Origin of the sequence: Pandoraea sp. ISTKB, assembly GCF_001721285.1 — a bacterium.
Taxonomy (GTDB): domain Bacteria; phylum Pseudomonadota; class Gammaproteobacteria; order Burkholderiales; family Burkholderiaceae; genus Pandoraea; species Pandoraea capi.
Window position 1 is genome coordinate 132,541 of the sequence record NZ_MAOS01000072.1, and the last position, 25,014, is coordinate 157,554.

Annotated in this window: 21 protein-coding genes; 12 read left to right on the forward strand and 9 right to left on the reverse strand. The window is 59.0% G+C overall.

Features of this window, described 5'->3' with window-relative positions:
• The first annotated feature begins 7 nt into the window (after positions 1-7).
• Positions 8-3,271 (forward strand): type I restriction endonuclease subunit R, encoded by a 3,264-nt coding sequence (locus A9762_RS24475; RefSeq protein WP_069344565.1) that lies wholly within the window; start codon positions 8-10, stop codon positions 3,269-3,271.
• Positions 3,271-3,978 (forward strand): M48 family metallopeptidase, encoded by a 708-nt coding sequence (locus A9762_RS24480; RefSeq protein WP_069344566.1) that lies wholly within the window; start codon positions 3,271-3,273, stop codon positions 3,976-3,978. The genes A9762_RS24475 and A9762_RS24480 overlap by 1 nt, the downstream gene beginning before the upstream one ends.
• 515 nt (positions 3,979-4,493) lie before the next feature.
• On the opposite strand, the gene rffA is transcribed toward A9762_RS24480, so the two are convergent.
• From rffA to A9762_RS24505, 5 genes are all read right to left on the reverse strand, one after another.
• The gene (rffA, locus tag A9762_RS24485) at positions 4,494-5,657 is read right to left on the reverse strand and encodes a dTDP-4-amino-4,6-dideoxygalactose transaminase (RefSeq protein WP_069344635.1); all 1,164 of its coding nucleotides are present in this window, start codon (positions 5,655-5,657) and stop codon (positions 4,494-4,496) included.
• Positions 5,658-5,674: 17 nt separating this feature from the next.
• Complete coding sequence (locus A9762_RS24490; protein ID WP_083254259.1) at positions 5,675-6,547, reverse strand: bifunctional 2-polyprenyl-6-hydroxyphenol methylase/3-demethylubiquinol 3-O-methyltransferase UbiG; 873 nt, start codon at positions 6,545-6,547, stop codon at positions 5,675-5,677.
• A gap of 6 nt (positions 6,548-6,553) precedes the next feature.
• On the reverse strand, positions 6,554-6,943 hold the full coding sequence (locus A9762_RS24495; protein WP_069344567.1) for a GtrA family protein: 390 nt from the start codon (positions 6,941-6,943) through the stop codon (positions 6,554-6,556).
• An 89-nt stretch (positions 6,944-7,032) separates the two neighbouring features.
• The gene (locus A9762_RS24500; protein ID WP_083254260.1) at positions 7,033-7,911 is read right to left on the reverse strand and encodes a methionyl-tRNA formyltransferase; all 879 of its coding nucleotides are present in this window, start codon (positions 7,909-7,911) and stop codon (positions 7,033-7,035) included.
• The gene (locus tag A9762_RS24505; RefSeq protein WP_069344568.1) at positions 7,908-8,903 is read right to left on the reverse strand and encodes a glycosyltransferase family 2 protein; all 996 of its coding nucleotides are present in this window, start codon (positions 8,901-8,903) and stop codon (positions 7,908-7,910) included. Before A9762_RS24505 ends, A9762_RS24500 begins: the two co-directional genes overlap by 4 nt.
• Positions 8,904-9,169: 266 nt before the next feature.
• Here A9762_RS24505 and A9762_RS24510 point away from each other — a divergent pair, with 266 nt between their 5' ends.
• A complete protein-coding gene (locus A9762_RS24510; protein WP_069344569.1) occupies positions 9,170-11,173 on the forward strand; it encodes a type II secretion system protein GspG in 2,004 nt (667 codons plus the stop codon).
• A gap of 129 nt (positions 11,174-11,302) precedes the next feature.
• Positions 11,303-12,208, forward strand: a complete 906-nt coding sequence (locus A9762_RS24515; protein ID WP_069344570.1) for a DMT family transporter — start codon at positions 11,303-11,305, stop codon at positions 12,206-12,208.
• Between the two features lie 42 nt (positions 12,209-12,250).
• Here A9762_RS24515 and A9762_RS24520 read toward each other — a convergent pair whose 3' ends face one another.
• From A9762_RS24520 to A9762_RS24535, 4 genes are read right to left on the reverse strand one after another with little or no spacing between them, the layout of a single operon-like run.
• The gene (locus tag A9762_RS24520) at positions 12,251-14,128 is read right to left on the reverse strand and encodes a nucleoside-diphosphate sugar epimerase/dehydratase (protein WP_139133381.1); all 1,878 of its coding nucleotides are present in this window, start codon (positions 14,126-14,128) and stop codon (positions 12,251-12,253) included.
• Between the two features lie 5 nt (positions 14,129-14,133).
• A complete protein-coding gene (locus tag A9762_RS24525; protein WP_069344572.1) occupies positions 14,134-15,165 on the reverse strand; it encodes a glycosyltransferase family 4 protein in 1,032 nt (343 codons plus the stop codon).
• Between the two features lie 9 nt (positions 15,166-15,174).
• Positions 15,175-16,131, reverse strand: coding sequence for an SDR family oxidoreductase (locus A9762_RS24530; protein WP_069344573.1), 957 nt, complete (start codon positions 16,129-16,131; stop codon positions 15,175-15,177).
• Positions 16,128-16,973 (reverse strand): glycosyltransferase, encoded by an 846-nt coding sequence (locus A9762_RS24535; protein ID WP_069344574.1) that lies wholly within the window; start codon positions 16,971-16,973, stop codon positions 16,128-16,130. The genes A9762_RS24530 and A9762_RS24535 overlap by 4 nt, the downstream gene beginning before the upstream one ends.
• A 760-nt stretch (positions 16,974-17,733) precedes the next feature.
• Here A9762_RS24535 and rfbF point away from each other — a divergent pair.
• The 8 genes from rfbF to A9762_RS24580 all read left to right on the forward strand — a co-directional run bounded on the left by rfbF (position 17,734) and on the right by A9762_RS24580 (position 25,000).
• Positions 17,734-18,504, forward strand: coding sequence for a glucose-1-phosphate cytidylyltransferase (gene rfbF / locus A9762_RS24545; protein WP_069344576.1), 771 nt, complete (start codon positions 17,734-17,736; stop codon positions 18,502-18,504).
• A complete protein-coding gene (rfbG, locus tag A9762_RS24550) occupies positions 18,501-19,568 on the forward strand; it encodes a CDP-glucose 4,6-dehydratase (protein ID WP_170836314.1) in 1,068 nt (355 codons plus the stop codon). The genes rfbF and rfbG overlap by 4 nt, the downstream gene beginning before the upstream one ends.
• A complete protein-coding gene (gene rfbH, locus A9762_RS24555) occupies positions 19,565-20,887 on the forward strand; it encodes a lipopolysaccharide biosynthesis protein RfbH (protein ID WP_069344578.1) in 1,323 nt (440 codons plus the stop codon). The genes rfbG and rfbH overlap by 4 nt, the downstream gene beginning before the upstream one ends.
• A 47-nt stretch (positions 20,888-20,934) precedes the next feature.
• Complete coding sequence (locus tag A9762_RS24560) at positions 20,935-21,366, forward strand: GtrA family protein (RefSeq protein WP_069344579.1); 432 nt, start codon at positions 20,935-20,937, stop codon at positions 21,364-21,366.
• A complete protein-coding gene (locus A9762_RS24565; protein ID WP_069344580.1) occupies positions 21,363-22,304 on the forward strand; it encodes a glycosyltransferase family 2 protein in 942 nt (313 codons plus the stop codon). Before A9762_RS24560 ends, A9762_RS24565 begins: the two co-directional genes overlap by 4 nt.
• 7 nt (positions 22,305-22,311) lie before the next feature.
• Positions 22,312-23,391 carry an NAD(P)-dependent oxidoreductase gene (locus tag A9762_RS24570; RefSeq protein ID WP_069344581.1) on the forward strand — a complete coding sequence of 360 codons (1,080 nt, stop codon included), beginning with the start codon at positions 22,312-22,314 and terminating at the stop codon, positions 23,389-23,391.
• 104 nt (positions 23,392-23,495) lie between these two features.
• On the forward strand, positions 23,496-24,767 hold the full coding sequence (locus A9762_RS24575) for an acyltransferase (RefSeq protein WP_069344582.1): 1,272 nt from the start codon (positions 23,496-23,498) through the stop codon (positions 24,765-24,767).
• Positions 24,767-25,000, forward strand: a complete 234-nt coding sequence (locus tag A9762_RS24580; RefSeq protein WP_069344583.1) for a hypothetical protein — start codon at positions 24,767-24,769, stop codon at positions 24,998-25,000. Before A9762_RS24575 ends, A9762_RS24580 begins: the two co-directional genes overlap by 1 nt.
• The last annotated feature ends 14 nt before the right edge of the window (positions 25,001-25,014 follow it).

Sequence of the window (25,014 nt, forward strand, 5' to 3'; positions counted from 1 at the left end):
TCCAGGGATGAGTGAATACAGCGAAGTCGAGCAACCGTTCCTCCAGCAACTGGCCTCTCAAGGCTGGACGGTGATCGACCAGGGCGCTGGCATCCCGCGGGATGCTGCGCCCAGCCTACGCGCCAACTTTCGACAGTGGTGGCTGCCTGAAGTGTTCAGCAACGCCGTGCGCGCCATCAACCGCACCGATGATGGGCGCGAATGGCTGACAGACCGGCAACTGGAAGATTTGCTGCAACAACTGCTGCGCCAGCCCAATCGCACCCTGCTGGAAGCCAATGAAACCATTCAGGCACTGCTGTTCAAAGCCCAGGTAGACGATAATGAGCTGACCGGCGAGGCCGACCCGGTGGCGCGCCTGATTGATTTCCACAAGCCAGAGAACAATCAGTTCCACGCGATCAATCAGTTCCGCATCGACACGCCAGGGTGCGTGAAGGCCTTCATCATCCCGGACATCGTGCTGTTCGTGAACGGCATCCCCCTGTGCGTGGTGGAGTGCAAAAAAGGCTCGGAAACTTGTGCCAACCCGATGCAGGAAGCCTTTGTGCAACTGCAGCGCTATATGCGCATGCGCAAGGAAACTGAAAACGCCGGCCTGAGAGAAGGCGAACCGCGTCTATTTCACAGCAACCTGATGTTGATTCGCAGTTGTGGTCTCGAGTCTGACTACGGGACCATCACCTCGGGCGAAGAGCATTTCTACGCCTGGAAGACGCTTTACCCACAAGATTATGCCACCAAGGAAGGCTTGAATTCCCAGCAATTGTTAATTGCTGGGATGCTCACCAAGGCCAATCTGCTGCAAATTCTGCGCACCAGCGCGGTGTTCATGGATACCGACGGTGGTCCGCGCGTCAAAGTGTTATGTCGTTACCAGCAGTTCCGTGCGGCTGGAAAGATTTTGCAGCGCTTGCGCGAGGGCGAATCGGCCATGGATCGCAGTGGTGTGGTGTGGCACACGCAAGGGTCGGGCAAATCGCTGACGATGGTGCTTTTGGCACGGATGATCCGGGCCAGCCGAGACTTGAACGACTACAAAATCGTGTTGGTGAACGACCGGCAGGATTTGGAAGAACAGCTGGGCAAGACTGCCACACTGATAGGTGGGCGCGTGAACGTAATTGAAAGCCGCCAGGGCCTCCGCGCGCATCTTTCCACGGACAGTTCGGACGTGAACATGGTGATGGTGCACAAGTTCCAGGAGCACAAGCAGACTCTTACCAATACCGTAGCCGAAGCACTGGGCACCTATCTGGCCATGCCATCGAGCAAGACCTTCGGTGTCGTCAACACCTCGGAGCGTATCGTCCTGATGATCGACGAGGCGCACCGTACGCAAAGTTCCGATCTGGGCGACAACCTTTTCGAGGCATTTCCCAACGCGGCACGCATCGCCTTCACCGGCACGCCCTTGATCACCGAACGCCACGGCGAGAAGAAAACTCACAAGCGGTTTGGCGAGTACATCGACACTTACCGTTTGCTGGACGCGGTGAACGACGGCGCAACGCTGCAAATTCTGTACGAAGGCAAAACGGCCGACAGCGCGCTGAATGAAAAGCACGCGTTCGACGAAGCCTTCGAAGACTTGTTTCGTGACCGCAGCGACGAGGAGCTGCTGGCGATCAAGAAAAAGTACGGCGCCACGGGCGACATCCTTGAAGCAGAAAATCGAATCAACGCGATTGCGCGTGATCTCGTCGCACACTACGTCGACAACATCCTGCCCAATGGTTTCAAAGCGCAGGTGGTGTGTCACTCCAAGCTGGCCTGTGTTCGTTATCAGGCAGGCATTGAAGTCGCACTGGCCGAGCGAATTACTAAGGAGCAGGCGCAGACCGCGCCCGACGCCGAGCTGCTGAAGCGCTTGAGATTCCTGAAAACTGCTGTGGCTGTGTCATCCGACGGCACCAATGAGCCCGCTTACATCACCCGCGCGCGCAAACAGGCACAACGGATGAGTGCGGTCGAGAACTTCTGTCGCAGTTTTGATCTGGAAGATCCGGACAAGGAAAACACAGGCGTTGCCTTCCTGATCGTGTGCGACATGCTGCTGACCGGTTTTGATGCGCCGATTGAGCAAGTGATGTACATCGACAAAAAGCTGCGCGAGCACACCCTGTTGCAGGCCATTGCCCGTACCAATCGAGTCAAGAAGGGCAAGCAGCGCGGCTACATCGTGGATTACATCGGCCTTGCCAATCACCTGACTGAAGCGCTGACGCTGTACGCCGCCAGCGATGAGCTACAAGAATTGCACGACGGCATGCAGAACATCACTTCTGAACTGCCAGTATTGGATGAGCGCTATCAACGCCTGTTGCAGCAATTCACGGCGTTGGGCGTGAAACAGATCAAGGCCTTTGTGAATGGCGAGCTGCCCAATTTGGATGCGGATGCAGTCGTGGTGCATGAAGCGGTGAAGGCACTGAAAGACGAAAAGCAGCGTGCGGATTTCGAGGTGTATTTCAAGAAGTTCCTCATGAGCATGGACATCATTCTTCCACACAGTTCAGCCCAGCCTTACCGTGTTCCGGCAAAGCGCTTTGGCTACATCCTGCAAGTGTGCAAAGAGCGCTACAAAGACGAGAGCCTCAATTTGGGCAGTGCGGGTGAAAAGGTCAAGGCGCTCATCAATGAGCATTTGATCAGCTTGGGGATCAATCCCAAAGTGGCGCCGGTGGAGTTGCTGGCCGAAGACTTTCTTGAAAAATTGGCAGCGCACGCAGGCAAGAACAGCGAAGCCAAGGCCAGCGAAATGGAGCACGCAATCCGCAAGCACTGCACCGTGCACCAAGACGAGGATCCTGCATTCTACAAGAGCTTATCTGAGAAGGTCGACGCCCTTATCGAAAAGCACCACGATCAGTGGGATTTGTTGGCAGAAAAGCTGGCCGAGTTGCGCCATGAGGCCATTGCCGGTAGGCAGCAAGGCGAAGACGGAATGAGCAAGGAGGCCACGACATTTTACGAATACATCATTCAGCTTGGCTTCGCCGGTGGTTTCGTCAATGATGGGGACAAACCCGCATTCAAGGCACTGATGGAAACCACCGTGGAGATATTGCAGGAAACTATTGCCAGCATCGATTTCTGGCAAAACCCCGACAAGCAGAAACGTGTACGTGGATTGTTGAAAACGGAAATCGCCAAGTCGGGCATGGAAGATCTGAAACTGAACCGCGAGCGTGTCGCGATCGAGATCATGAAGCTGGCCAAAAACCGGCACGATGAACTCATCAACACCGCCCGGGCGGGAGCCGCGTGATGCAGGTTCGGCACGTTCGAGACATCGAGTACCAGCTTCTGCCTGGATCTGATCGGCAGACCACGGACATCGTCATCGAACGTGATGGCGTTATCACCGTTCGTCCGCCCAAGCGAATGACGCCAGAACAGGTAGACGAAACCGTGCGCAGCAAGCGGATGTGGATCTACCGAAACCTAGCCGAATGGCGTGACCTCAATGCCACACACGTTACCCGAGAATGGGTCAGCGGCGAGTCATTTCTCTATCTCGGCAGCCGCTACCGCCTGCAACTGGTTACGGGTCAGGACGAGCCGGTGAAACTGAAATATGGTCGTTTCTGTCTGTTGCGATCTGTTGTGGAATCGGGGGGGAAGAAAGCCGCACATGGGGCATTCGAGAGGTTCTACAAGGAAACGGGGCTACCTCGCATTCAGAAGCGAGTGGCTTACTTCGCGCCGAGGGTGGGAGTGGCAGCTGGCTCGGTGCAGATCAAGGACCTTGGATATCGATGGGCGTCGTGCCTGAAAAATGGCGACTTGCACTTTCATTGGAAGTGCCTGATGGCTCCTCTCACCATCATCGATTACATCATCGTCCACGAACTGTGCCACCTTCATTACCGCGATCATTCGAACGCTTTCTGGAACGAAGTGGACAAGGTTCTGCCGGATTACCGAGAGCGCAAAAACTGGCTTAGGGTGTACGGGGCTGAGCTTGATCTTTGACAATGACATTGTTGCCTGACACCGCTATCTGTTCGGTTTGGAGACTATCGATGCGATGCACCGAATAATTGTCTCAAACGCCCACACCAATTCCAGTGCAGTACGCAGTTGTGCGTGGAGTAAGACGGAAGATAACTCGTTGACTTCGACGAAGGCCGCGATGGCACCTTCCGGCGAGGCGCAATCGGTATCGTGTCGTCAGGAACAATTTGCTTGCCATAATTTCGAGGAAGTCAGTTCCCGCGAACGACTCGACGAGGAAGGCAAAGCGGTCGGGAATTGGATTGCATTTTGCAATGAGCAGGCGCAAAGCCTGTTTTTGGGGGCATCTCCGAGATTGATGTGTGCCCCTTTTGCCCTTCCGAAGGCTCTCAGCGACATTGTTCGACCCCTCTCCGCTCCACCATATAACACCTGGTTTCCTCAGATGCTTAAGCATCAACCCCGTCAAGCCTCAGGCTCACGGGGTTTTTGTTTTTTTGCCGTCGGCATCGGTTGACCGACGCCAGTGGGCCTTATCGTTGCGCGCCAAGGGCTACCGCGTCGGTCAGCGCCTGCACAATGTGGGCCTGCTGCTCTGCCGTCAGCCCGATCCACATCGGAAGACGGATCAGCCGTGCAGAATGCCCATCGGTGACGGGAAGGGCGGCTGCGGTGCGGCCAGCTTTGATGCCCGCCGGTGCGGAATGCAGCGGCACGTAGTGGAATACGGCGTGAACGCCGACGGACTTGAGGTATTGCAGGACCCGGTCGCGGTCGAGTCCCGGTGCAAGCAATACGTAGTACATGTGCCCGTTGTGCTCGCAGTCCGCCGGAATCACCGGGCGACGAATGACACCTCGATGCTCGAGTTCGGCGAGCGATGCGTGGTAGGTGTCCCACAATGCCAGCCTACGCTGGGTCAGCGACTCCGCCTGCTCCAACTGGGCCCACAGAAACGCTGCGGTGATTTCTCCCGGGAGGAACGACGAGCCGATCGACTGCCACGTGTACTTATCGACTTCGCCACGGAAAAAGCGGCTCCGGTCCGTTCCCTTCTCGCGGATGATCTCGGCCTGCTGGGCCAACGCTTCGCGATTGACCAGCAACGCGCCGCCCTCCCCACTGATGACATTTTTCGTCTCGTGGAAGCTGAATGCTCCAATGTCGCCGATGGCACCTAATTCACGCCCTTTGTAACGCGACATGACACCTTGCGCCGCATCCTCCACGACTTTGAGCCCATGTCTGGCCGCAATCGCCAGCAATGTGTCCATCTCGCACGACACGCCCGCGTAATGCACCACCACAATCGCCCGAGTTCGCGGCGTAATCGCGGCTTCCACGAGCGTCTCATCGAGATTGAGCGTGTCCTCACGAATGTCGACGAACACCGGCGTGGCACCGCGCAGCGCGAAGGCGTTCGCCGTCGACACAAAGGTGTAGGACGGCATGATGATCTCGTCGCCCGGCTGCAAGTCGAGTAGCAGTGCCGCCATTTCCAGCGCCGCGGTACATGAGTGCGTGAGCAACGCCTGATGGCTCGTGGTCTGGGTTCTGAGCCACGCCTGACAGCGCGCTGTGAATGGCCCGTCGCCGGCAAGCTTGCCGAGCGTGTGCGCCTGCGCGATGTACGTTAGCTCATTGCCCGTCATGTACGGTCGATTGAACGGTATTGCGTGAGGAAGCGTCGAGTTCATGCGGGCATTGGTCAAGATCACGAAGTCTTTTGTGCGACGATCAGAAGCGAGCCGCCAAACGGAAAGCGTACACCAACTTGAATCATGCCGAATTCGAGTCCCATGACGGCCCCCATGATGGCGTTGACCGGTCGGCTCAACCGCAGGTCTGCCGTCATGTCGTATTCGGCGTCGTCGACGCGCGATCGCTTGCGAGATGCCAGCATCGCCGGAAACAACAATGAGACGAACGAGGTGGCCAGCGTTACCCGGAACCCGTTGCGTTCCAGTTTGGCGCGAATGTCTGCGCGCGTGTAACGACGCACGTGGCATACCTGCTCGTCCTGTTGGCTCCAAAGGAACGGATGCTGCGGGACAGTCAGCAATAACGTGCCCTTCGACTTGAGCGCGCGATGCAACTCGCGCATGACGGCTTCATCTTCTTCGATATGCTCAAGCACATCGAAACTGCCGATGACGTCAAACTCGTCGGCAAAGGCGAAGGAGCGCGCATCCATTTGATAGAACGATGCAGACGGCAGACGTGTCGCGGCGAACGACAGTGCGGTCGAATAAATCTCCGTGGCCGAGAATTTCACGTGAGGATAGGCACTCGCCAGACCGGCAAGCACATAGCCGGTGCCGCATCCCACTTCGCAGAACGTGGCGCCGGCGCGCATGAAGGGCCGCGCCGCCCAGGAGATGATCCGGTTACGGGCGCGAAACCAGAAGTTGCGCTCCTCGACTTCTGCGAGCGGGTGAAAATGCTCGGCCCGGAAGCCGTCGTTGACCGATGCCAGTGCGGGCGCCAACTCCAGCACCTCACCCACTCGACGTGGCGCCGCGCCGCAAGCCTGGCAATTCCATGACGCGTCGACACCGGTATCGCCGCAATTCGGACAGCGTTTCATTGACAGTCAGACCGAGATAGACCGGCTTCGGAATACCCAAAGCCGTTGGGCAAGAAACATGAAAATCGCAACCACCACGACCATGACGGCCTGAACGACGCGATGCGGGAATCCTTCGACGTCGACCAGCACCAGCATAGCCGTCAGGTTGATGCCATAGGCTGCTACATAGGCAATCGCGTAACGCAGCATCGCGCTGCCGCCCGGCCCGCGGTAGGCAAACGACCACCGCTTGTTGAACACGAACGTCTGGATGACGCCCAGCGTGAACACCGCCGTCATCGCGACGGTATGCTGCACACCGAGGCTCGTCGCGATGATGTAGAGCCCATAAAGCACCACGTTCGAGACGAGCCCGACGATGCCGAAACGTACGATCTGCCTAGTTAGCGCCATTTATTGAAAATTCGATGTCGCGGGGGCGCGTCGCTGAATTTGCATTCTTGCTGTGCGACGCACGATGAGGCCGCATAACCCATGCGCCATCAGGCAAAGCGCGAGCGAAATTTTGCCAGTGGCAGTAACGATTCGCCGCTCGCAATATCTGTCAGCTCGGTGATTTTCAACAGGCCCCGTCCACAAACGACGACGGGCAAGCCGTTGTCGACCCGAATGACTTTGCCGGGTGTGCGGTTTTCGATCGGCACGTCCGGGAGCGCCTGCGCTCGCCCGACGCGGGCAAGCGTGCCGTTCACGAGCGTTCTGGCACCTGCATACGGACTGCCCAGCGCATCGATGTGACGCACCAGCCGCGTGGCCTCGCCATGCCAGTCGATCCGGTAGTCCTCTTCATCGCGCCACAGACTATAGGTGGCGGCGTTGTCGTCTTGTGGTACGCCCTGAAGCGGCGATCCTTGTGCCAACTGAGGGAATACGGCCAGTGCAGCGTCGCGATAGCAAGCGCAAATGTCGTCGATGGCGCGCGCGATCGTACAGGGATAGGCGACTTCCATGGATGCCTGCGCCAGAATCGGACCGGCGTCGTATTCCGAAGCGCCTAGCAGTGCGGTCACACCCACACGATCGTCGCCGTTGATCAGCGCACTGACCAGCGGATTGAAGCCCCGGTAGCGCGGCAGTAGCGAATCGTGAAAGACAATCAGTCGGTCTTCCGGGAAGTCGATCATCCAGCGCCAGCCGACGGCCATCGCATAGTCGGTGTTGATCTCACGATGCTGGCTGCGCTCGGTCCACGCAATGCCGTGACGCTCGCATAGTGCGATGGTCTGCTCGGCATAGTCGTCATCGAGGGTGGCGTCGCGACCGACGACCACTTTCGCAAACAGATCCCGGAAGGTGTCTACCGTGTCGGCCAGAAGTTGATACCCCTTGCGGGTCATCAGAAACAAAGTCAACGTGCTCACGAAGCGCTCACCGGATTGTCGTTACCAAGAGAGTGGCCAGACGTCGTTTCTGCAACCGAATAGACGGGCTTGTCCATGCTGCGGAAATACATTCGGGCAAGGTACTCGCCGATCATGCCGAGCGCGAACAATTGCGCGCCGGCAAAGACCGTGATGATCGAGGCGATGAAATAGAAGCCGGGCACGACACGGCCGTGCATGGCGAATTGCTGGAAGATGTAGCCCAGCAACACGATGCCAAGAAGTACCGACCCGAAGCCGATGAAGCTCGCGAGTTGCAGCGGGATCGTGCTGAAACCGGTGATCATGTTCATCGCATGGGTGAACAGCTTCCAGACACTGTAATTGGACACGCCGATGCGTCGCGGTTCGTGACGCACTTTCAGGTGTGTGAAGCGTGTCGTCCCCCAGGTCAGCAACACGTCGATGGATACGAGCGGGCTGCTGTAATTCGCGAATGCATTGCGTAGCGACGTGCGGAATACGCGAAAGGCGCTCACGTGGCGGGCGGTTTGCGCACCCATCGCATTCATCAGTGCGATTTTGGTGACGACCGATGCCGTATCGCGCCAGAAGCTGTGCTGCTCACGCTCAGGGGCGCCGTAGACCACGTCGAAACCGCCTCGTCCGAGGGCTTCGAGCAGGCGCGGGATTTCTTCGGGGGGATGCTGGAGGTCGTCATCGAGCGTGACGATCAGGGGATGCACGGCCGCGCGAATCCCACACAGCAAGGCATTGTGCTGCCCGTAGTTGCGACTCATGCGAATGCCGCGCACGCGCGAATCGGCGGCGGCAAGCGAAGTGATGATGTCCCAGGTGCCGTCGTTGCCGCCATCTTCGACGAGAATAATTTCATGTGCCGCAGAGATAGCTTCAAGCACGGCGGTCAGCCGCTCATGCAAGAGAGGCAGGGAAGCGGCCGATCGAAAGACCGGCACGACGACGGACAACGCTTCGCTTTCGGCGAGACTCACCGGGCCGAGAGACGCCATGTATTCCAATTCCTGAGATTTATGAAAAGGAGGCAATCGAACAAGTCGTGAACAGACGATCTTTATGCGCTAATGCCGGGCAACCTTAACCACGGGGTTGGGCCTTCCCGATCGGGCCAAAGTATCTCATATTCCAAATTCGGAATGACGTGCATCGGGCTCCGCCAAGTATTATATGCTCCGTGCTTTGCCGCGCCAGCGGCGCTGTCGCATGCCTTAAGGGACTTACGCCGGCATGCATTTGCCCCACCCTTGATGAAGATCGAATGAACCTCCGAAGTCATCGCTTCCTGCCATCGTGGCTGCTGGTAGCGCTCGTCACCGTCTGTCATTTCCCGCTCTTGCTCAACAACGGCGCCTACTGGGACGGATCGCTGATCTATGGGCTTTATCAGGACCACAACACCGATCAGCTTTTTGCGATGTTTCGGGAGAACGGTCTTCCGTGGCTCGCTTATCTGCATCGGTTGATGTGGTTCGCGCCGAACGTACTGCTCGCGTACAAGGTAACGGCGTTTCTTTCGATTCTGGTCGCGACTCTGATGGTCGACTCGATCGCACGCCGGACGCGCTTGCTCTCGATTGGTGAGAGCGCGATTGCCGCAGCGATCTTCTGCTCGTACACCGCCTATCAGATGTATTTCGAGCTGATTACGCTGCCCTACGTTTTCTGTTACGCCCTATTCCTGGCGGCATGGCGTCTTGCCATGGTGCCGCCGTCGGGGAGCGTGGCCCGCCTTGCATCCCGACTGGCAGCGCTGACGATGTTTTTCGTCAGCTTCCTGACGGCGTCTTTGATCGCCGTCTATGGCGTGGCCTTCCTGGTGCTACTGTGGCATCGCCGCCACGAATGGCTGGCCAGGAACCCGTTCGTCGCATTGCTTCGCCTTGGCAGGTTTGCCGACTATCTGTTGGTGCCGGTCTTGTTCATGGGTATCAAGTTTGTCTTCTGGAAGACTTCCGGCTTATACGCAACGTACAACCAGGTGGAAATCGTCCCGGAGACATGGCCGGCGGCGTTTTCTCAATTCGCGCAGACTACGCTGCTCGGACCGTTCGAAAGCGCATGGACGCTGCTGTCCACGAACATGATCGCTTTCGTGGCATGGTGTGTTTGCTCGGCCCTGGTGGGATACGCGACGCTACGGTTCATCAGGGCACAGCGCGGGGCGGAGCCAACTCAGACGCGTCTGCTCGGCACATTTGCGCTCATCGTTTTCTGCATGCTGTTTTTCGTGGCGGCAGCGCTTCCTTACGTCGTGGTCGGCAAGTTGCCGTCCACCTTTGGATGGGACACGCGTCACGCCCTGCTGGTGAACCTGCCGGTCGCGCTGGCCGGCGTAGTGCTCGGGCGTATGCTTGGCGGGGTACTGCCGTCACGCCCGGGGGCCGCGGCGAGGGGCGCGCTGTCTGTTGCGCTGATCGGCGCATTCGTTGTTGGTACGTGGAATATTTATCTGACGTGGGAGATGCGTTGGATCAAGGATGCGTCGACGATCGTCAATCTTCGCTCGTTGCCGCACGAACCTATCGCGCGTTCCTCGATGATCTGGGTGGACGACGATATCGCTCGTTGGCACGAGAAATATATCTATTACGAATATGCCAGCATTTTCAGGTCGGCCTGGCATGAGGAGCGTCGGTTCGGGAATCCCGCGGACGAACCGCTCGACGTTGCGGCGTTCGCGGCCACGCTTCCGCTATCGCGCTATCTCCTCAAGGATCTGGATCTGGCTGCCATTCGCGACTGTCGCGTCACGCTACACGTGCGTTTTACGCCGGATTCGGCGCACGATCTGGCGCTCGTCAGCCGGTACTATTGGACACTGTGGTTCCGGCATTCGGACATTGACTCGTTTCTCGCGCCGCTTACGCACCTGAGCTTGTCCGATTTTTCGTGTTCGGCCGACCGTTACGCGCACGTCGTTTCCGATCTCACCGCCATTCGCAACGCGTTGAGCGCGTACTACGTCGACAATGGCGCGTACCCAGTGGCCGAAGTCAGCGTGAACGACGCTTCGCATCCGCCGCGAGATCGCTGGATTCCGGGACTCGTTCCCAAGTATCTGTCGGTGGTGCCGACGGATCCGCGCGGGCTGGCTGCCGCCAATCTCCAGTACCTGTACATGTCAAACGGCCGCGATTACAAAATTATTGCGCACGGTGCGGAAGATGCGGCATACGGTCGCAAGGCGAGGCCCGATCTGGTAGACCCGCTACGGCCTGAACATGCGTTCGGATTCTGGAGTCCTGGCTTCGCAAACCAATAGGCATGTGTTCGCCGGGGCAGGCGTCAGTGCCTGTCCCGCGATACCCAACGACTCACTGATCCAGACGACCTTCCCCCGACCGTGTCCACGAACACTCCATCGAAAACTTCGCTCGCCGCATCGAGCACCATGCGCGGCATTGGTTGGCTCCTCGTCTCGCAGTTGTTGCTCGTCTCGATGGATGCCACGGCAAAAGCCCTGTCGCTGAGCATCGCCGTGCCGCTGCTCGTGTGGGCGCGTTACGCCGTACACCTGGCATTGATGGTGATCGTCTTCGCGCCGTCGCGCGGCTGGTCGATAGTGCGGACGAAACATCTGACCGCGCAGGTGGTGCGTGGCCTCTTGCTGCTGGGTACCAGCCTGTCGGGACTCATCGCGCTGCGTATCCTGCCGATGGCGGAGACGGCAGGCCTCGCATTCATGTCGCCATTGATTGCAACGATGCTCGCGGGGCCGCTGCTTGGTGAGAAAGTCGGACGTCTTGGCTGGTGCGCGATCCTCGTTGGCGCATCCGGCGCGGTACTCATCTCACGGCCGAGCAGTCATTTGCCGCTCGAAGGCGTGTTGCTGGTCCTGCTGTCCGCTGTTTCGTTCAGCTTTTATCAGATCCTCACACGCAAGCTCAGTCACCTGGAAGACAGCATCACGATGCTGTTCTACACCGCGTTGGTGGGCACCGTCTGTCTCAGCTTTGCCTTGCCGTGGATACCGCTTGAAACGATGCCGACGTTCCCGCAGACGCTGGGTATCTTGTCGTTGGGCGTCTACGCAGGTATTGGGCATTTCTGCGTGATCCACGCCTTTCGTCATGCACCGGTGTCGACGCTGACGCCGTTCATGTACGTGCAGTTGGTGTGGGCGGCGCTGCTCGGCTGGTTCATCTTCGACCATTTTCCCGACGGCCTGAGCATCGTCGGCATGCTCATCATTGTGGGGGGTGGCCTGTTGCTGTCGTTTGCGCGAGCTCGCCGGGTAGCGACGAGAGTCACGCTCGGCGCAGCGTCGCAGACGCGCGAGCTTTCCCAGACGGATTGAACGCATGCGTCGCCGAACGCTCGGGCGCGAGATGTCCGAAACCTACGATGCGCGATACGTCGAATTCACGCTCTGAAGCGCCGGTCCCAATGCGGGCTGATATTCAGGCACCCAGCGTTGCAGGTCTCGACGCACTTCCTGATCGCTCGGCAGGCGGCGCTGTTCAAGCCAGGGCAACAACTCATCGAGCAGATTCTGCGGTGTGGCGCGTGCCTGGGCGATGCGCAATTTCGGATGCGGGGTCCGCGTCGTGGCTTCGTCGTCGGCCAGCAGCTCTTCGTAGAGCTTCTCGCCGGGTCGCAAGCCGGAGAATTCGATGCGAATCTGGTCCTCGTTGAAGCCATGCAGACGAATCAGATCGCGTGCGAGATCGACGATCTTCACAGGTTCGCCCATGTCGAGGATAAAAATCTCGCCGCCTTGCCCCATGCTCGAGGCCTGCAATACCAGTTGCGCCGCCTCGGGAATCGTCATGAAGAATCGCGTGATCTCCGGATGCGTGACCGTCACGGGGCCGCCCTGTGCGATTTGCTGCTGGAACTTCGGAATCACGCTACCTGCGCTGCCCAGTACGTTACCGAATCGGACCGTTTCGAATTGCGTTCGGGTACTGGTTTGCTGTAACGCCTGACAGGCCATCTCGGCGAGACGTTTGCTCGCGCCCATCACATTGGTCGGATTGACGGCCTTGTCGGTCGAAATCAACACGAAGTGCCTGACATCGTGACGGATCGCCGCGCGCGCTACGCGATAGGTGCCGAGCACGTTGTTGCGCATCGCCTGCCACGTGTTGAACTCTTCCATCAGCGGCACGTGCTTGTAAGCGGCTGCGTGGAACAGGATGTGCGGCTTGAAGCGCGACATCACGTGATCGAGCAGCAGCGAATCCTTCGCGTCGCCGATTACCGGGACCACGAGCAGATTCGGAAACCGCTCGCGCAATTCCTCCGTCAGCCGATACATGGCGTATTCGGACTGATCGTACGCGATCAGTTGCGCAGGCTCGAAGCGCGCGATCTGGCGGCACAGTTCCGAGCCGATGGAACCGCCTGCGCCCGTGACCATCACCACACCGCCACGCAGCAATGCCTTGACCTCCGGCATATCGATCTTGATCGCCTGACGGCCCAGCAGGTCTTCCAGATCGATCTGACGAACTTGCGACAAAAAGGCACGACCCTGCGTGAGCGCCGTCAATTCAGGCAGTACCATGGCCCGAACGCCAGCCCGCACGCAAAGCGTGGCGACGCGCCGATGCGCGTCGACCGATGCCGACGGAATGGCAATGATGGCGTTCTCCGCCTTCAGCTCGGCGGCCCAACGGGGCAGATCGGAAATCGGGCCCAGCACCTTATAGCCGTAAATTTCGCGGCCCTGCTTGCCGGGATCGTCGTCGAGCAGCCCGACCAGACGCCACTCGCTCGATCGCGACAGTTCGCGCGCAAGGCTGGCGCCGGAGTTGCCGGCACCAAGCACGATGACCGGCTTACCTTGTCCGATCAGACCGCCATACAGGTAGAACTCTTTCGACGCACGGTACATCGCGCGGGAACCGCCCATGACCAGAAACAGGAAGAGCGGGGAGACGAGCAGGACCGAGCGCGGAATGATCGGGTGGGGTTGAATCATGGCCGCGCCCATCATCATGACGAAGCCGCCGGCCAGCACCGCTTTGGCGATGCGCATCAGGTCCGGCAAGCTGGCAAATACCCACATGCCCCGATAAAGACCGAAGGCGAAGAACATGACGCCGTAGACAGGTAACGTCCATGCCAGAGCGTCCACCGCGCCTGACCAGAACACGGGGGGCACTTCGCCGTTAAAACGAACCAGATAGGCGGCCAGCCAGGTTCCGGCGACCGCGACCAGGTCGAACAGAAACGCGCCAAGTGATCGCCATGATGCTTTGTGCTGCGCCATCTGCGTCACACTCCACGTTTTTCCAAAGTTGCTGAATTGAAACGGCGCCATCTTGCGTCGACGCCAATGCCGATAATGGCAAGCACAAGCACCCAGACGCCAACGCTAACCCATTGAATTATCGGGGGCCAGCCAAGTGCCGATACGGCGAGAATTATGCCACTTAGCATCGCGACGTACCAAACAGCCGCCGTCTTCGCATGCCCCATCCCACTGCGTACCATGCGTTGATAGTAATGCTCCCGGTGAGCCTCCCAGATTTTCTCCCCACGCAGCAGGCGTCGCAGCAGCGTCACGGACGCGTCGCAAATGAAGGGCGAGAACACCAGCGCCGGGAACCAGATCGGCCAGACGTCGTCTCGCCATCCCCAGTAGCCGAAAGCGCCCGCCAGAAATCCGAGCGAGATCGAACCGGCGTCCCCCAGAAAAATCCGGGCGGGATGGAAGTTGAAGTATAGGAAGCCCGCCGCCGCGCCGGCCACTGCCAGCGAGGCAAGCGCCAGTGATGGGGCGGCGTTCGCGCTAAGCATGGCGGCTGCGGCATATCCTGCGAAGCCGAAGAGGGTCATGCCGCCCGCCAGACCGTCGGCGCCGTCCATGAAGTTATACAGGTTCACGAGCCACACCATCAGCATCGCGATCACGGCGAGCGCCCATATCGGCACGGCGGCCGGATACACGCTCACCGTCGTGATGACGACGAACAAGTGCGCGGCAAACCTTACCCGGGCGGGAAGCCCGCGTCGATCGTCGATCTGCGAGATGGCTGCGACAAACAGCATCAGCAAGGCGATAAGCCACAACGAAGGCGCGAGTTGCCAGATGCCGATGGCCGCGACCGGGACAATGCCCCAGCCGCCAACCCTCGGGGTCGGGCGCGTATGCAACGAACGGTGGTTCGGCACGTCGGTGGCGAGTTGCCACGCGAGGCCCGACTTCAGTAGAAAGCCAAGAATCAGCGCGCACGCTGCAGCCGCTGCGACGCCGGTCAGCGTCAGCGAAAGCCAGGGGGGAAGCGCAAGGAATTGCGTCGACATACGTCTACCTCAGTGCTGGGAACGGTACCACTCGGCTGTGGCGGCCAGACCCTCGTCTGTCGAAAAGGCCGGCTGCCAACCCAGAACGGATTCGATGTGCGATGTGTCGAGTCGCAAATTGCTCACGAGGCGCTCTACGGTGTCGGCGCGGCCCGTTACCCGGCCCGCCAGCCGCAGCCAGCTCACCGGGATCGGCACGAGTCGGCCCGGCTTGCCCAGATGACGGCCAATGGCACGCACCAGCGCGGCAACCGTCGGGGCGTCTCGATCGGCGACATGGAAACAGTGGCCGGCAGCGCGCGGATCCGTTGCGCATTGCGCTAACGCCTGCGCGAGATTGTCCACATAGACGATGCTGCGTCGGGCTTCAACCCGGCCTAGCGGCAGAGGAACGCCACGGGCTACCGCCGTCATTAAACTTAGGAAGTTTGCGCTCACTTCCGGTCCATACACCAGTGGCGGGCGAACGATGACGATTTCCATGCCGGTGCGCGCACCGAAGGCGATGAGCGCCTGCTCTGCCTCGCGCTTCGAGTGCCCATAAGCGTCTTCCGGACGTGGGGGGGCGTCTTCGCGCAATGGGCGTCCGTCATCGATTTCCGCGATGGCCTTGACGCTGCTCGCAAAGACCATACGTCGCACGCCATGGCGGTGGGCGGCTTCGGCAATGTTCAACGTTCCTTGAACATTGGTTGAGCGAAATTCACGCATCGGGTCTGCCGCCGGGTCGCGCATGACGTGAACGCGCGCTGCGAGGTGAATCACGGCGTCAAAGGATGGCCCCTGAGGCCAACCGGCATCGATGCCGTCGAAATCCTTGCCGGCGTGCACCCATTCCTGTACGCCAGGAATACAACGATGGGAGGCCCGAACGAGCCCGGTGACGGTATGTCCGCGCTGGAGCAGCGTCCGGCACAGCGCCCGGCCGACGAAGCCATTTGCACCGGTGACAAGCAGACGGCTCATAACAGTTTCCAGCCGAAGCGGTTGAAGAACTTTAGCGCCGACGCGCCGAACATCTTCACGTGCCCCCAGCCCTTGCGCGACGCGCCGCCGCCGAAATGCAGCACGCGCACCGTCGGCACGTAGGCGACCTGCCCCTCGTCATGGGTGCGCAGACTGAGGTCGTAGTCCTCGAAATATAGGAAATAGCGAGGGTCGAAGCCCGCGAGCGCTTTCAGCGTGTTGGTTCGGAACAACATGAAACAGCCGCTCACGATGGGAGGGTTCCAGACCACATCGCGTTCGTTGATCACATCGCGCATTTCGTAGCGTGCGAGGCGCCGCTGGAAAAACCTGCGCATGCCGTTCGGCAGGAAGCCCCGTACGAACAGGTCGAGCAACGTAGGGAAGCGACGGCACAGATACTGGATGCCGCCGTGTTCGTCACCGATGCGTGGCGTGAGCAAAACGGCATCGGGGTGCTGATCGAAGAACGCGAGCGCTTCGACGAACGCCGTCGGCGCGAGGTCGATATCGGGATTGAGTACCAAATGGTAGTCGCTCCGGGTTTGCTCGATCGCAAGATTGTGCCCGCGTCCGTACCCCACATTGCCATGACCGCTGATGACCTGATAGGAGATGCCGGGGCATTCCAGGGCATCCAGACGGACCTGTGCCTGTGCCAGGCCGCCATTGTCGACAAGGCTTACGGCAAGGTGCATGTCCGGCCGTTGACGCAGCAATTCGGCGCTCGCCTCTGCCAGACTGGTCAGGGTTCGCTCAAGCAATCGGGCGTCGGGCCGATACACCACAAGCGAGACTGAGAGTCCGCCTGGGCCCTGCGGCCGGTGATTTGTAACAGTCATAAGCAATAGTAACGATGGGCGCTTTCCCGGGGAGGTTTTGATAGTTTTGATAGCATCGACAGACACGTCGCCCGGCCCGGGACAGCTCGCCAGTGTGCGCAAATTTGGCGGTGCGCGCAAGGCGTGAGCCATGACCTCCATTATCTTGAGAATTCATGTTTTGAGAGTCGAACCGGTCGATAAGTTGCTTTGCCGGTTGTCAAGTCCGGTGCGGGCCGGTGTCAACTTTGCCTCACAAACCGTTTGGAACGTCTGGGATCAGGTTGACGAGGGTGAAAAGTGGCTGTGTATAATCTCGGGTTTCCGAAGCTTGGTTTTCGTCTGATGTATGGATGAACTTTGCCGAAGATGTGCTCGGGCCTCACTCATGTAGTGCTTGTGAAGCGTCAAACTACGAAAAATTTTGATAAGCGGGATGTCGGGCATCGATTCAGGGGCTTCAGAGGCGCGTTTTTTGAATTCGTGATGCCTCACATTGGGGGATGCTTGTTCGTTGGGAATATTCCCGTCATGAGCGTAGAGGCGTGTGCTCAAGGGTCGGGTGGCGGGGTGTCCGCTCAGCCCTCGGTCGTTTGCTGCGACTTATAACTATAGACGGGTCTGATAATTATTCTATTCCAGGTGTTGGTTGATTGCATTTCCCGGGAATTTTAAAGCTCTATTGGTTTGAGTTTTGGAGATTCTTTAAGAGCCTGGGGGTGATTGTTGAGACTGAAGCAAGCACCGATTTTTCGACCCGGTTAAAGAGGACGCAATTGAAATGAAAGCAGTGTTGCTTGCTGGTGGTTTAGGTACCCGCATTTCGGAGGAAACCTATCTGAAGCCGAAGCCGATGATCGAAATCGGTGGACGGCCTATCCTCTGGCACATCATGAAGACGTACTCCGCTCACGGCGTCAACGATTTCATCGTCTGCTGTGGGTACAAGGGATATGTCATCAAGGAATACTTCGCGAACTACTTCCTTCACATGTCCGATGTCACGTTCAACATGCGTGACAACAAGATGGAAGTGCATCAGAACAACGCTGAATCGTGGCGCGTGACGCTGGTCGACACCGGCGAACAAACGATGACCGGTGGGCGTCTGAAGCGCGTCGCGTCGTATCTTAACGGCGAAGACTTCTGCTTCACCTATGGCGACGGCGTGGGCAACGTCGACATCACCAAGCTGATCGAATTTCACCGTGCGAGCGGCAAGCTCGGTACGCTGACCGCGACCCAGCCGCCCGGCCGGTTCGGCGCGCTCGATCTCGAAGGTAATCTCATTCGCAGCTTCCAGGAAAAGCCGCACGGCGACGGCGCGTGGATCAACGGTGGCTTCTTCGTGCTTTCGCCGAAGGTCATTGACTATATCGACGGCGACGACACGATCTGGGAGCGGGGTCCCATGGAGCGACTCGCCCGTGAGGGGCAGATGCAGGCATGGTTCCACAAGGGCTTCTGGCAGCCGATGGACACCCTGCGCGACAAGAATCACCTTGAAGACCTCTGGAATTCCGGCCAGGCCCCTTGGAAAATTTGGGAATGAGCGAGCAATTCTGGCGGGGTAAACGGGTTCTGGTAACCGGCCATACCGGCTTCAAGGGCGGGTGGCTGTGTCTGTGGCTGCAGCAACTGGGTGCCGAGGTGACCGGGTACGCGCTCGAAGCGCCGACGCAACCCAGTCTGTTCGAAGCGGCGCGTGTCGCCGAAGGCATGACGTCGATCATCGGCGACATTCGCGACCTCGATCATCTGGCGCGCGTTTTTTCCGAAACTGCGCCCGAGATCGTCATTCACATGGCGGCCCAGCCGCTGGTGCGCTTGTCTTACAAAGAGCCGGTGCAGACGTACTCCACGAACGTCATGGGCACCGTGCATCTGCTCGAAGCCGTGCGGCGCACACCCTCTGTGCGCGCAGTGGTCAACGTGACGAGCGACAAGTGCTACGAGAATCGCGAGTGGGTGTGGGGATACCGCGAAACCGAGCCGATGGGCGGGTTCGATCCGTACAGCAACAGCAAGGGCTGTGCCGAACTGGTGACCGACGCATTCCGTAACTCGTACTTCCACCCGGATCACTACGCTGAACACCGTGTCGCGGTGGGCAGCGGTCGTGCCGGCAACGTGATCGGTGGCGGTGACTGGGCGGGCGATCGCCTGATTCCCGATATGATGCGCGCATTGAGCACTGGCACGCCGGTGCAGATTCGCAATCCGCACGCGATCCGTCCCTGGCAGCATGTGCTCGAACCGCTCAGCGGCTACCTGCGGCTCGCCGAGAAGCTTTATACAGAAGGTCCGGCGTTCGTCGGCGGCTGGAATTTCGGCCCCAACGATTCGGATACGCAACCTGTGCAGTGGATCGTCGAGCACCTCGTCGCCCGCTGGGGCGATGGCGCGGCATGGCAGCGCGACTCGGCACCGCAACCTCATGAAGCGACATATCTGAAGCTCGATTGCTCGAAGGCAAAGAGTCTGCTCGGCTGGACGCCACGCTGGACGCTTTCCGAAGCGATCGACCATATCGTCGAGTGGCACCAGGCGTTCCTGCGCAACGCCGACATGCGCCCGCTGACCCTTTCACAAATCAACGCTTACCAAACAAAATGACGTCCCCCACTAAAGAACAGCTCCGCGAGCAAATCATTCAGTTGGTCGGTCAATACGGCGAACTCTCCACGCGTCCGGCCGATTTCGAGGCTGGTGTCACCGTGATTCCGCCGTCCGGCAAGGTCATTGGCGCGCGCGAGCTGGAGTTGATGGTCGAAGCCTCGCTCGACGGCTGGCTCACCACCGGGCGCTTCAACGATGAGTTCGAGAAGCGTCTGGCGAAGTTCATTGGCGTGAAGCACCTGATTACGGTCAACTCCGGATCGTCGGCGAACCTGGTCGCGTTCTCCACGCTGACGTCGCCGAAGCTCGGCGACCGTGCGATTCAGCCGGGCGACGAAGTGATCGGCGTGGCGGCGGGTTTCCCGACCACCGTCAACCCGATCCTGCAATTCGGCGCCGTGCCGGTGTTCGTTGACGTCGAACTGGGCACCTACAACATCGACGCATCGAAGATCGAAGCGGCGATCAGCCCGAAGACCAAGGCGATCATGCTGGCCCACACGCTGGGCAACCCGTACAACCTCGAAGCGGTTGTCGCGATTTGCAAGAAGTACAACCTGTGGCTGATTGAAGATTGCTGCGACGCGCTCGGTTCGACCTATGACGGCAAGATGGTCGGCACGTTCGGCGACATCGGCACGCTGAGCTTCTATCCGGCTCACCACATCACGATGGGTGAAGGCGGCGCCGTCTTCATGAACGATCCGGATCTGCGTCTGATCGCCGAGTCGTTCCGCGACTGGGGCCGCGACTGCTACTGCCCGCCGGGTAAGGACAACACCTGTAACAAGCGCTTCTGCTGGAAGCTCGGCAATCTGCCGGAAGGTTACGACCACAAGTACACGTACTCGCACCTCGGCTACAACCTGAAGATTACGGACATGCAGGCTGCCTGTGGTCTGGCGCAGCTTGACCGTGCACCCGAATTCATCGAGGCGCGCCGCCGTAACTTCGACTACTTGAAGGACCGTCTGGCGAGCTGTGCCGAATTCCTGATTCTGCCGGAAGCCACGCCCAATTCCGATCCGTCGTGGTTCGGTTTCCCGATCACGCTCAAGCCGGAAGCCGGTCTGCGCCGCGTCGACCTGCTGTCGTACCTCGATCAGAACAAAATCGGTACGCGTTTGCTGTTCGCAGGCAACCTCACGCGTCAGCCGTACATGCTCGGCCGCAATTTCCGCGTGAGCGGTGAGTTGACCAACACCGACGTGATCATGAACGATACGTTCTGGGTCGGCACGTTCCCGGGGCTGAAAGCGCCGCAGCTCGACTTCATCGCCGAAAAGATCGAAACGTTCCTGGGCGTGAATTTCTAAGCGCGACGACTCGGACACAACGTCTCAACGAAAGGCGGCAAAGCATCATGTTGAACAAGCTGAAAGCGGCTTTTACCGGCGATAAGGAAACCCGTAAGAAGATGTTGCGGTACCTGATCGTGGGCGGGTGCAATACCGCTTTCGGCTACTTCGCCACGGTCGGCCTTTACTACACGCTACGCTCGCACCTGCACATCGTGGTGATTGGTGCGATCGCCAACGTCGTTTGTATTACCGAGTCGTTCATTACCTACAAGTTTTTGGTATTCAACTCGCGCAACTCCTGGTGGCGCGAGTATTTGCGTTGTTACGTCGTCTATGGCGGCAGCGCGCTTCTCGGCATTGGCGGGTTATGGCTGCTGGTGAATGTCCTTGGGATGCCGTTCTGGCTGGCTCAGGGGCTGCTCATGGTCATCAGTGTGGTCATTTCCTTTGCAGGCCACGATCGATTCACATTCAAAAAAGTACAGCGCGGATGAGCGAAAAGAAACTGGTTAGTATCGTTGCTGGCTGTTTCAACGAGCGCGATAACATCGCTGAACTCCATCAGCGCATCACGGCCGTGATGGCGCAAGTGCCGCATCTCGACTATGAGATTCTGCTGATCGATAACGCGTCGACCGACGGCACCGTCGAGGTGATCCGGGAAATCGCGGCGAAGGACAAGCGCCTCAAGGCCATCGTCAACGTTCGCAATTTCGGTCATATCCGCTCGCCGTATCACGCGCTGTTGCTCGCGCAGGGCGATGCCGTGATCGGCATGGCATCGGATCTGGAAGATCCGCCCGAACTACTGCTGGAATTCATCCGCAAGTGGGAAGAGGGCTACAAGGTCGCGATCGGCGTGCGCCGCAAGCACGAAGAGCGCGGCCTGATGCCGTTGATGCGCAAGATGTACTACAAGCTCATCACGCGTATCTCGGAAGTCGAGCAGGTGCAGAACTTCACCGGCTTCGGTCTTTACGATAAAGCGGTCATGGATATTCTCCGCAAGATCGAGGACCCGTATCCGTATTTCCGCGGGCTGATCTGCGAGATCGGCTACGCTCGTGCCGAGATTCCGTTCGACAAGCCGGTGCGCAAGCGCGGCATCTCGAAAGGCACCTTCCTCGTCTATCTCGACAGCGCGCTGCTCGGTATCGTCAACCATTCCAAGGCGCCGTTGCGTCTGGCGACGATGATTGGTATCGGGATGAGCGGTCTGAGCTTTCTCGCGGGCATTTACTATGTCGTGCGCAAGCTATTGGCGTGGGACGAATTTCAGATGGGCCTCGCGCCGCTGGCGGTCGGCGTGTTCTTCTTCATGGGCATGCTGTTCCTGCTGATGGGACTGCTTGGCGAGTATGTCGGCCTGCTGGTGACGCACACGGTGAAGCGTCCGATGGTGGTCGAGCGCGAACGCATCAACTTTGACTGAGAGTTTTATGGCGCAGACGATTCCGAGCGGTCACACCCTGTTCCAGGAAGATCTGGAGCATATTGCCGCTCAACTCGAGGGTGATCTGGCGCAATTGCGCGGGGCGCACCTGTTCATCACGGGCGGCACGGGCTTTTTTGGCATCTGGCTGCTCGAAAGCCTGCTTTGGGCGAATGAGAAGCATGCGCTGAATCTGCGTATTACCGTGTTGAGCCGGTCGCCGGAAACATTCCTCGAACAGCGTGCGCCGCATCTGCGTGGACGCGCAGGACTGCATTTCGTCGCGGGTAGCCTCACGAACTTCGAGTTTCCCTCTGAGCCGTGCACGCACATTTTGCATGCGGCATCGGAGACCAATCTCGAGCAGTCGGGCGACTGGGCGCAGCGGCATCTCGATGCCGCCATCGATGGCACTCGCCGTCTGCTCGACATGGCTGCGGCGCATCGCTCGGAAGCGGTGCTCATCACCACGTCGGGGGCGGTTTATTCGCCGATGGATTCGGTGGTCGAGAATCTGTGCGTGGAAGGTCCGGCTGGCGTTGCGGATTATGCTTCCGAGCGGATCGTCTACGGTCAGTCCAAGCGGATGATGGAAATTCTGACGTCGGTGGCCGCGCAGCAGCATGGCTACCGGGCGTTGATTGCGCGTTGCTTTGCGTTCGTCGGGCCGTATCTTTCGCTCGACAGCAACTATGCGATCGGTAACTTCATGCGCGATGCACTGGCGCAACGCGACATCGTCGTGGGTGGCGATGGCACGCCGCTGCGCTCGTATCTGTATGCCGGCGATCTGGTGACGTGGCTGATTCGCATCCTCACGCGCGGGCGCTCGGGCGTGCCGTATAACGTGGGCGGCGACGAGATCGTCTCGATCGGTGAGCTCGCGAATACGGTGGCGAATGTCGCAGGCCGTCCGGGCACGGTCGTCATCAAGGGCACGCCGGTGCCTGGTGCCAAGCCGTCGGCGTATCTGCCGTCGTTGCAGCGAGCCGCCACGGAACTGGATTTGCAGGTCTCGATCCCGCTGGAAGACGCTATCCGGCGCACGATGGAGTGGCATCGCGCGCGAGGCAGCAAGGTCACCTGACGAGTGGTGAACCTGGGGGGGTCTGGAGCGTAGTGCGTCGACAGATCTACAAAAGTTTCGTCACTCTCGAAGCGTTGAAATTCTTGTTTCAGTCGAGCTGATTCATGACAACTGTAGTACGTAACCGTCCGCCGATCGATGCGCTGACCAGCTTGCGTGGCGTCGCGGCGCTGCTGGTCGTCGTGCATCATATGGGGCTTCTGATGTTGCCCCTGCGCGGCACGGTAGTCGGCCCCGCCTTGAACAATTTCGGTGTGCTCGGCATGACGACGTTTTTCGTGCTGAGCGGTTTCGTCATTCACTACAACTATGCGGATCGTCTCGCCGTTGAGCGGGAACGTGGTGTCATCTCGTTCATGTTTGCTCGCTTCGCCCGGCTGTATCCGTTGTATTTGCCGGTGGTGCTGATTAATTTCATGCTCAATTTCGGTGCCGCAGCCTATCGGGGCAATCAGGCGGCGGCCAATGCTTACATGACGGCGCTTCCTGCCAACCTGGCGGGAATGCAGTCATGGTTCTATGCGACGTTCAACGGTTTCAACATGACCATCGCGCAGGGTTACGCGAACAATTCGTGGTCGATCAGTGTTGAATTCCTGTTGTATCTGATTTTCATCCCGATTGCGATGTTCGGCGGTTTTCAACGTCATTCGTTGTGGCGAGGGATTGCGCTGACCGTGGTGGCGATGGTCTTGCGCACGGTGTTCATCCGCATCGCGAATCAAGACGTCGTTGTCAACGGCATCAGCCAGATCTGGGGCACTCCCCAGATGATCGATGCGACGACCTGGCTCGTCTACTACTCGCCATACGGCCGATTCTTCGAGTTCCTCGCAGGCATCGGTATCGCTGAGATATGGCTGTCCTCGCAGGGACACTCGCAATCGGCTCGTGCGCGACTGATATCGCGCGTGTTGGGTCTGATCGCGATGGCCTACATCGTTGGTTCGGTGTTCGACCGTTCGTTGTACGACTTGCCGGAGCTGTTCGGCGGGTATCGACTGTTCTCCGGGTACGCTATCGCATTGCCACTGGCAATTTATGCAATCTGCCAGAGCCGTAATTTGCTGGGCAAGCTGGCGAGTGCCGCGCCCTTGTTGCTGCTCGGCGAAATTAGTTACTCGCTGTACATGCTTCACGGCAATCTGTTCCCGCTCTTCCGGGTATCGGCAGGCGATCTCGCTGCGAAGACCCCGGAGATGATCTGGAAATCCGCAGCATTTCTTGTGATTCTGTTTGTGTCGTCATGGCTGGTATATCGTTACTTCGAAATGCCGGCTCGCCGCTGGATCATGAATTTCTATAAACGCGGCATGACGCCGTCGTCTTCGCCGATGGCGGGCGCGGGGACGCCACAGAAAGCCCTGGAGTGTTGATGCGAGCGCTCCTACCCCTGTCGCGCTACTCTCGCGCCAAGAGCAAGAGAATGGCCTATTGTTGCAGTATCAAGGGCGCATTAGTGCCCGGTGCCAGGCCGTCGGCGTATCTGCCGTCGTTGCGGCACGCCGAGACGGAACTGGATTTGCGGGTCTCGATTCCGCTGGAAACCGTCATCCGGCGCACGATGCAGTGGCATCGCGCGCGGACCCACCTCACGAACCCGATTTGATATCCGAGTAAGAC

Excerpts from the sequence above, each read along its gene's own strand:
- A9762_RS24475 (WP_069344565.1), top strand. The coding sequence starts at position 8 with ATGAGTGAATACAGCGAAGTCGAGCAACCGTTCCTCCAGCAACTGGCC.
- A9762_RS24480 (WP_069344566.1), top strand. The coding sequence starts at position 3,271 with ATGCAGGTTCGGCACGTTCGAGACATCGAGTACCAGCTTCTGCCTGGA.
- rffA (WP_069344635.1), bottom strand. The coding sequence starts at position 5,657 with ATGAACTCGACGCTTCCTCACGCAATACCGTTCAATCGACCGTACATG.
- A9762_RS24490 (WP_083254259.1), bottom strand. The coding sequence starts at position 6,547 with ATGAAACGCTGTCCGAATTGCGGCGATACCGGTGTCGACGCGTCATGG.
- A9762_RS24495 (WP_069344567.1), bottom strand. The coding sequence starts at position 6,943 with ATGGCGCTAACTAGGCAGATCGTACGTTTCGGCATCGTCGGGCTCGTC.
- A9762_RS24505 (WP_069344568.1), bottom strand. The coding sequence starts at position 8,903 with ATGGCGTCTCTCGGCCCGGTGAGTCTCGCCGAAAGCGAAGCGTTGTCC.
- A9762_RS24510 (WP_069344569.1), top strand. The coding sequence starts at position 9,170 with ATGAACCTCCGAAGTCATCGCTTCCTGCCATCGTGGCTGCTGGTAGCG.
- A9762_RS24515 (WP_069344570.1), top strand. The coding sequence starts at position 11,303 with ATGCGCGGCATTGGTTGGCTCCTCGTCTCGCAGTTGTTGCTCGTCTCG.
- A9762_RS24520 (WP_139133381.1), bottom strand. The coding sequence starts at position 14,128 with ATGGCGCAGCACAAAGCATCATGGCGATCACTTGGCGCGTTTCTGTTC.
- A9762_RS24525 (WP_069344572.1), bottom strand. The coding sequence starts at position 15,165 with ATGTCGACGCAATTCCTTGCGCTTCCCCCCTGGCTTTCGCTGACGCTG.
- A9762_RS24530 (WP_069344573.1), bottom strand. The coding sequence starts at position 16,131 with ATGAGCCGTCTGCTTGTCACCGGTGCAAATGGCTTCGTCGGCCGGGCG.
- A9762_RS24535 (WP_069344574.1), bottom strand. The coding sequence starts at position 16,973 with ATGACTGTTACAAATCACCGGCCGCAGGGCCCAGGCGGACTCTCAGTC.
- rfbF (WP_069344576.1), top strand. The coding sequence starts at position 17,734 with ATGAAAGCAGTGTTGCTTGCTGGTGGTTTAGGTACCCGCATTTCGGAG.
- rfbG (WP_170836314.1), top strand. The coding sequence starts at position 18,501 with ATGAGCGAGCAATTCTGGCGGGGTAAACGGGTTCTGGTAACCGGCCAT.
- rfbH (WP_069344578.1), top strand. The coding sequence starts at position 19,565 with ATGACGTCCCCCACTAAAGAACAGCTCCGCGAGCAAATCATTCAGTTG.
- A9762_RS24560 (WP_069344579.1), top strand. The coding sequence starts at position 20,935 with ATGTTGAACAAGCTGAAAGCGGCTTTTACCGGCGATAAGGAAACCCGT.
- A9762_RS24565 (WP_069344580.1), top strand. The coding sequence starts at position 21,363 with ATGAGCGAAAAGAAACTGGTTAGTATCGTTGCTGGCTGTTTCAACGAG.
- A9762_RS24570 (WP_069344581.1), top strand. The coding sequence starts at position 22,312 with ATGGCGCAGACGATTCCGAGCGGTCACACCCTGTTCCAGGAAGATCTG.
- A9762_RS24575 (WP_069344582.1), top strand. The coding sequence starts at position 23,496 with ATGACAACTGTAGTACGTAACCGTCCGCCGATCGATGCGCTGACCAGC.
- A9762_RS24580 (WP_069344583.1), top strand. The coding sequence starts at position 24,767 with ATGCGAGCGCTCCTACCCCTGTCGCGCTACTCTCGCGCCAAGAGCAAG.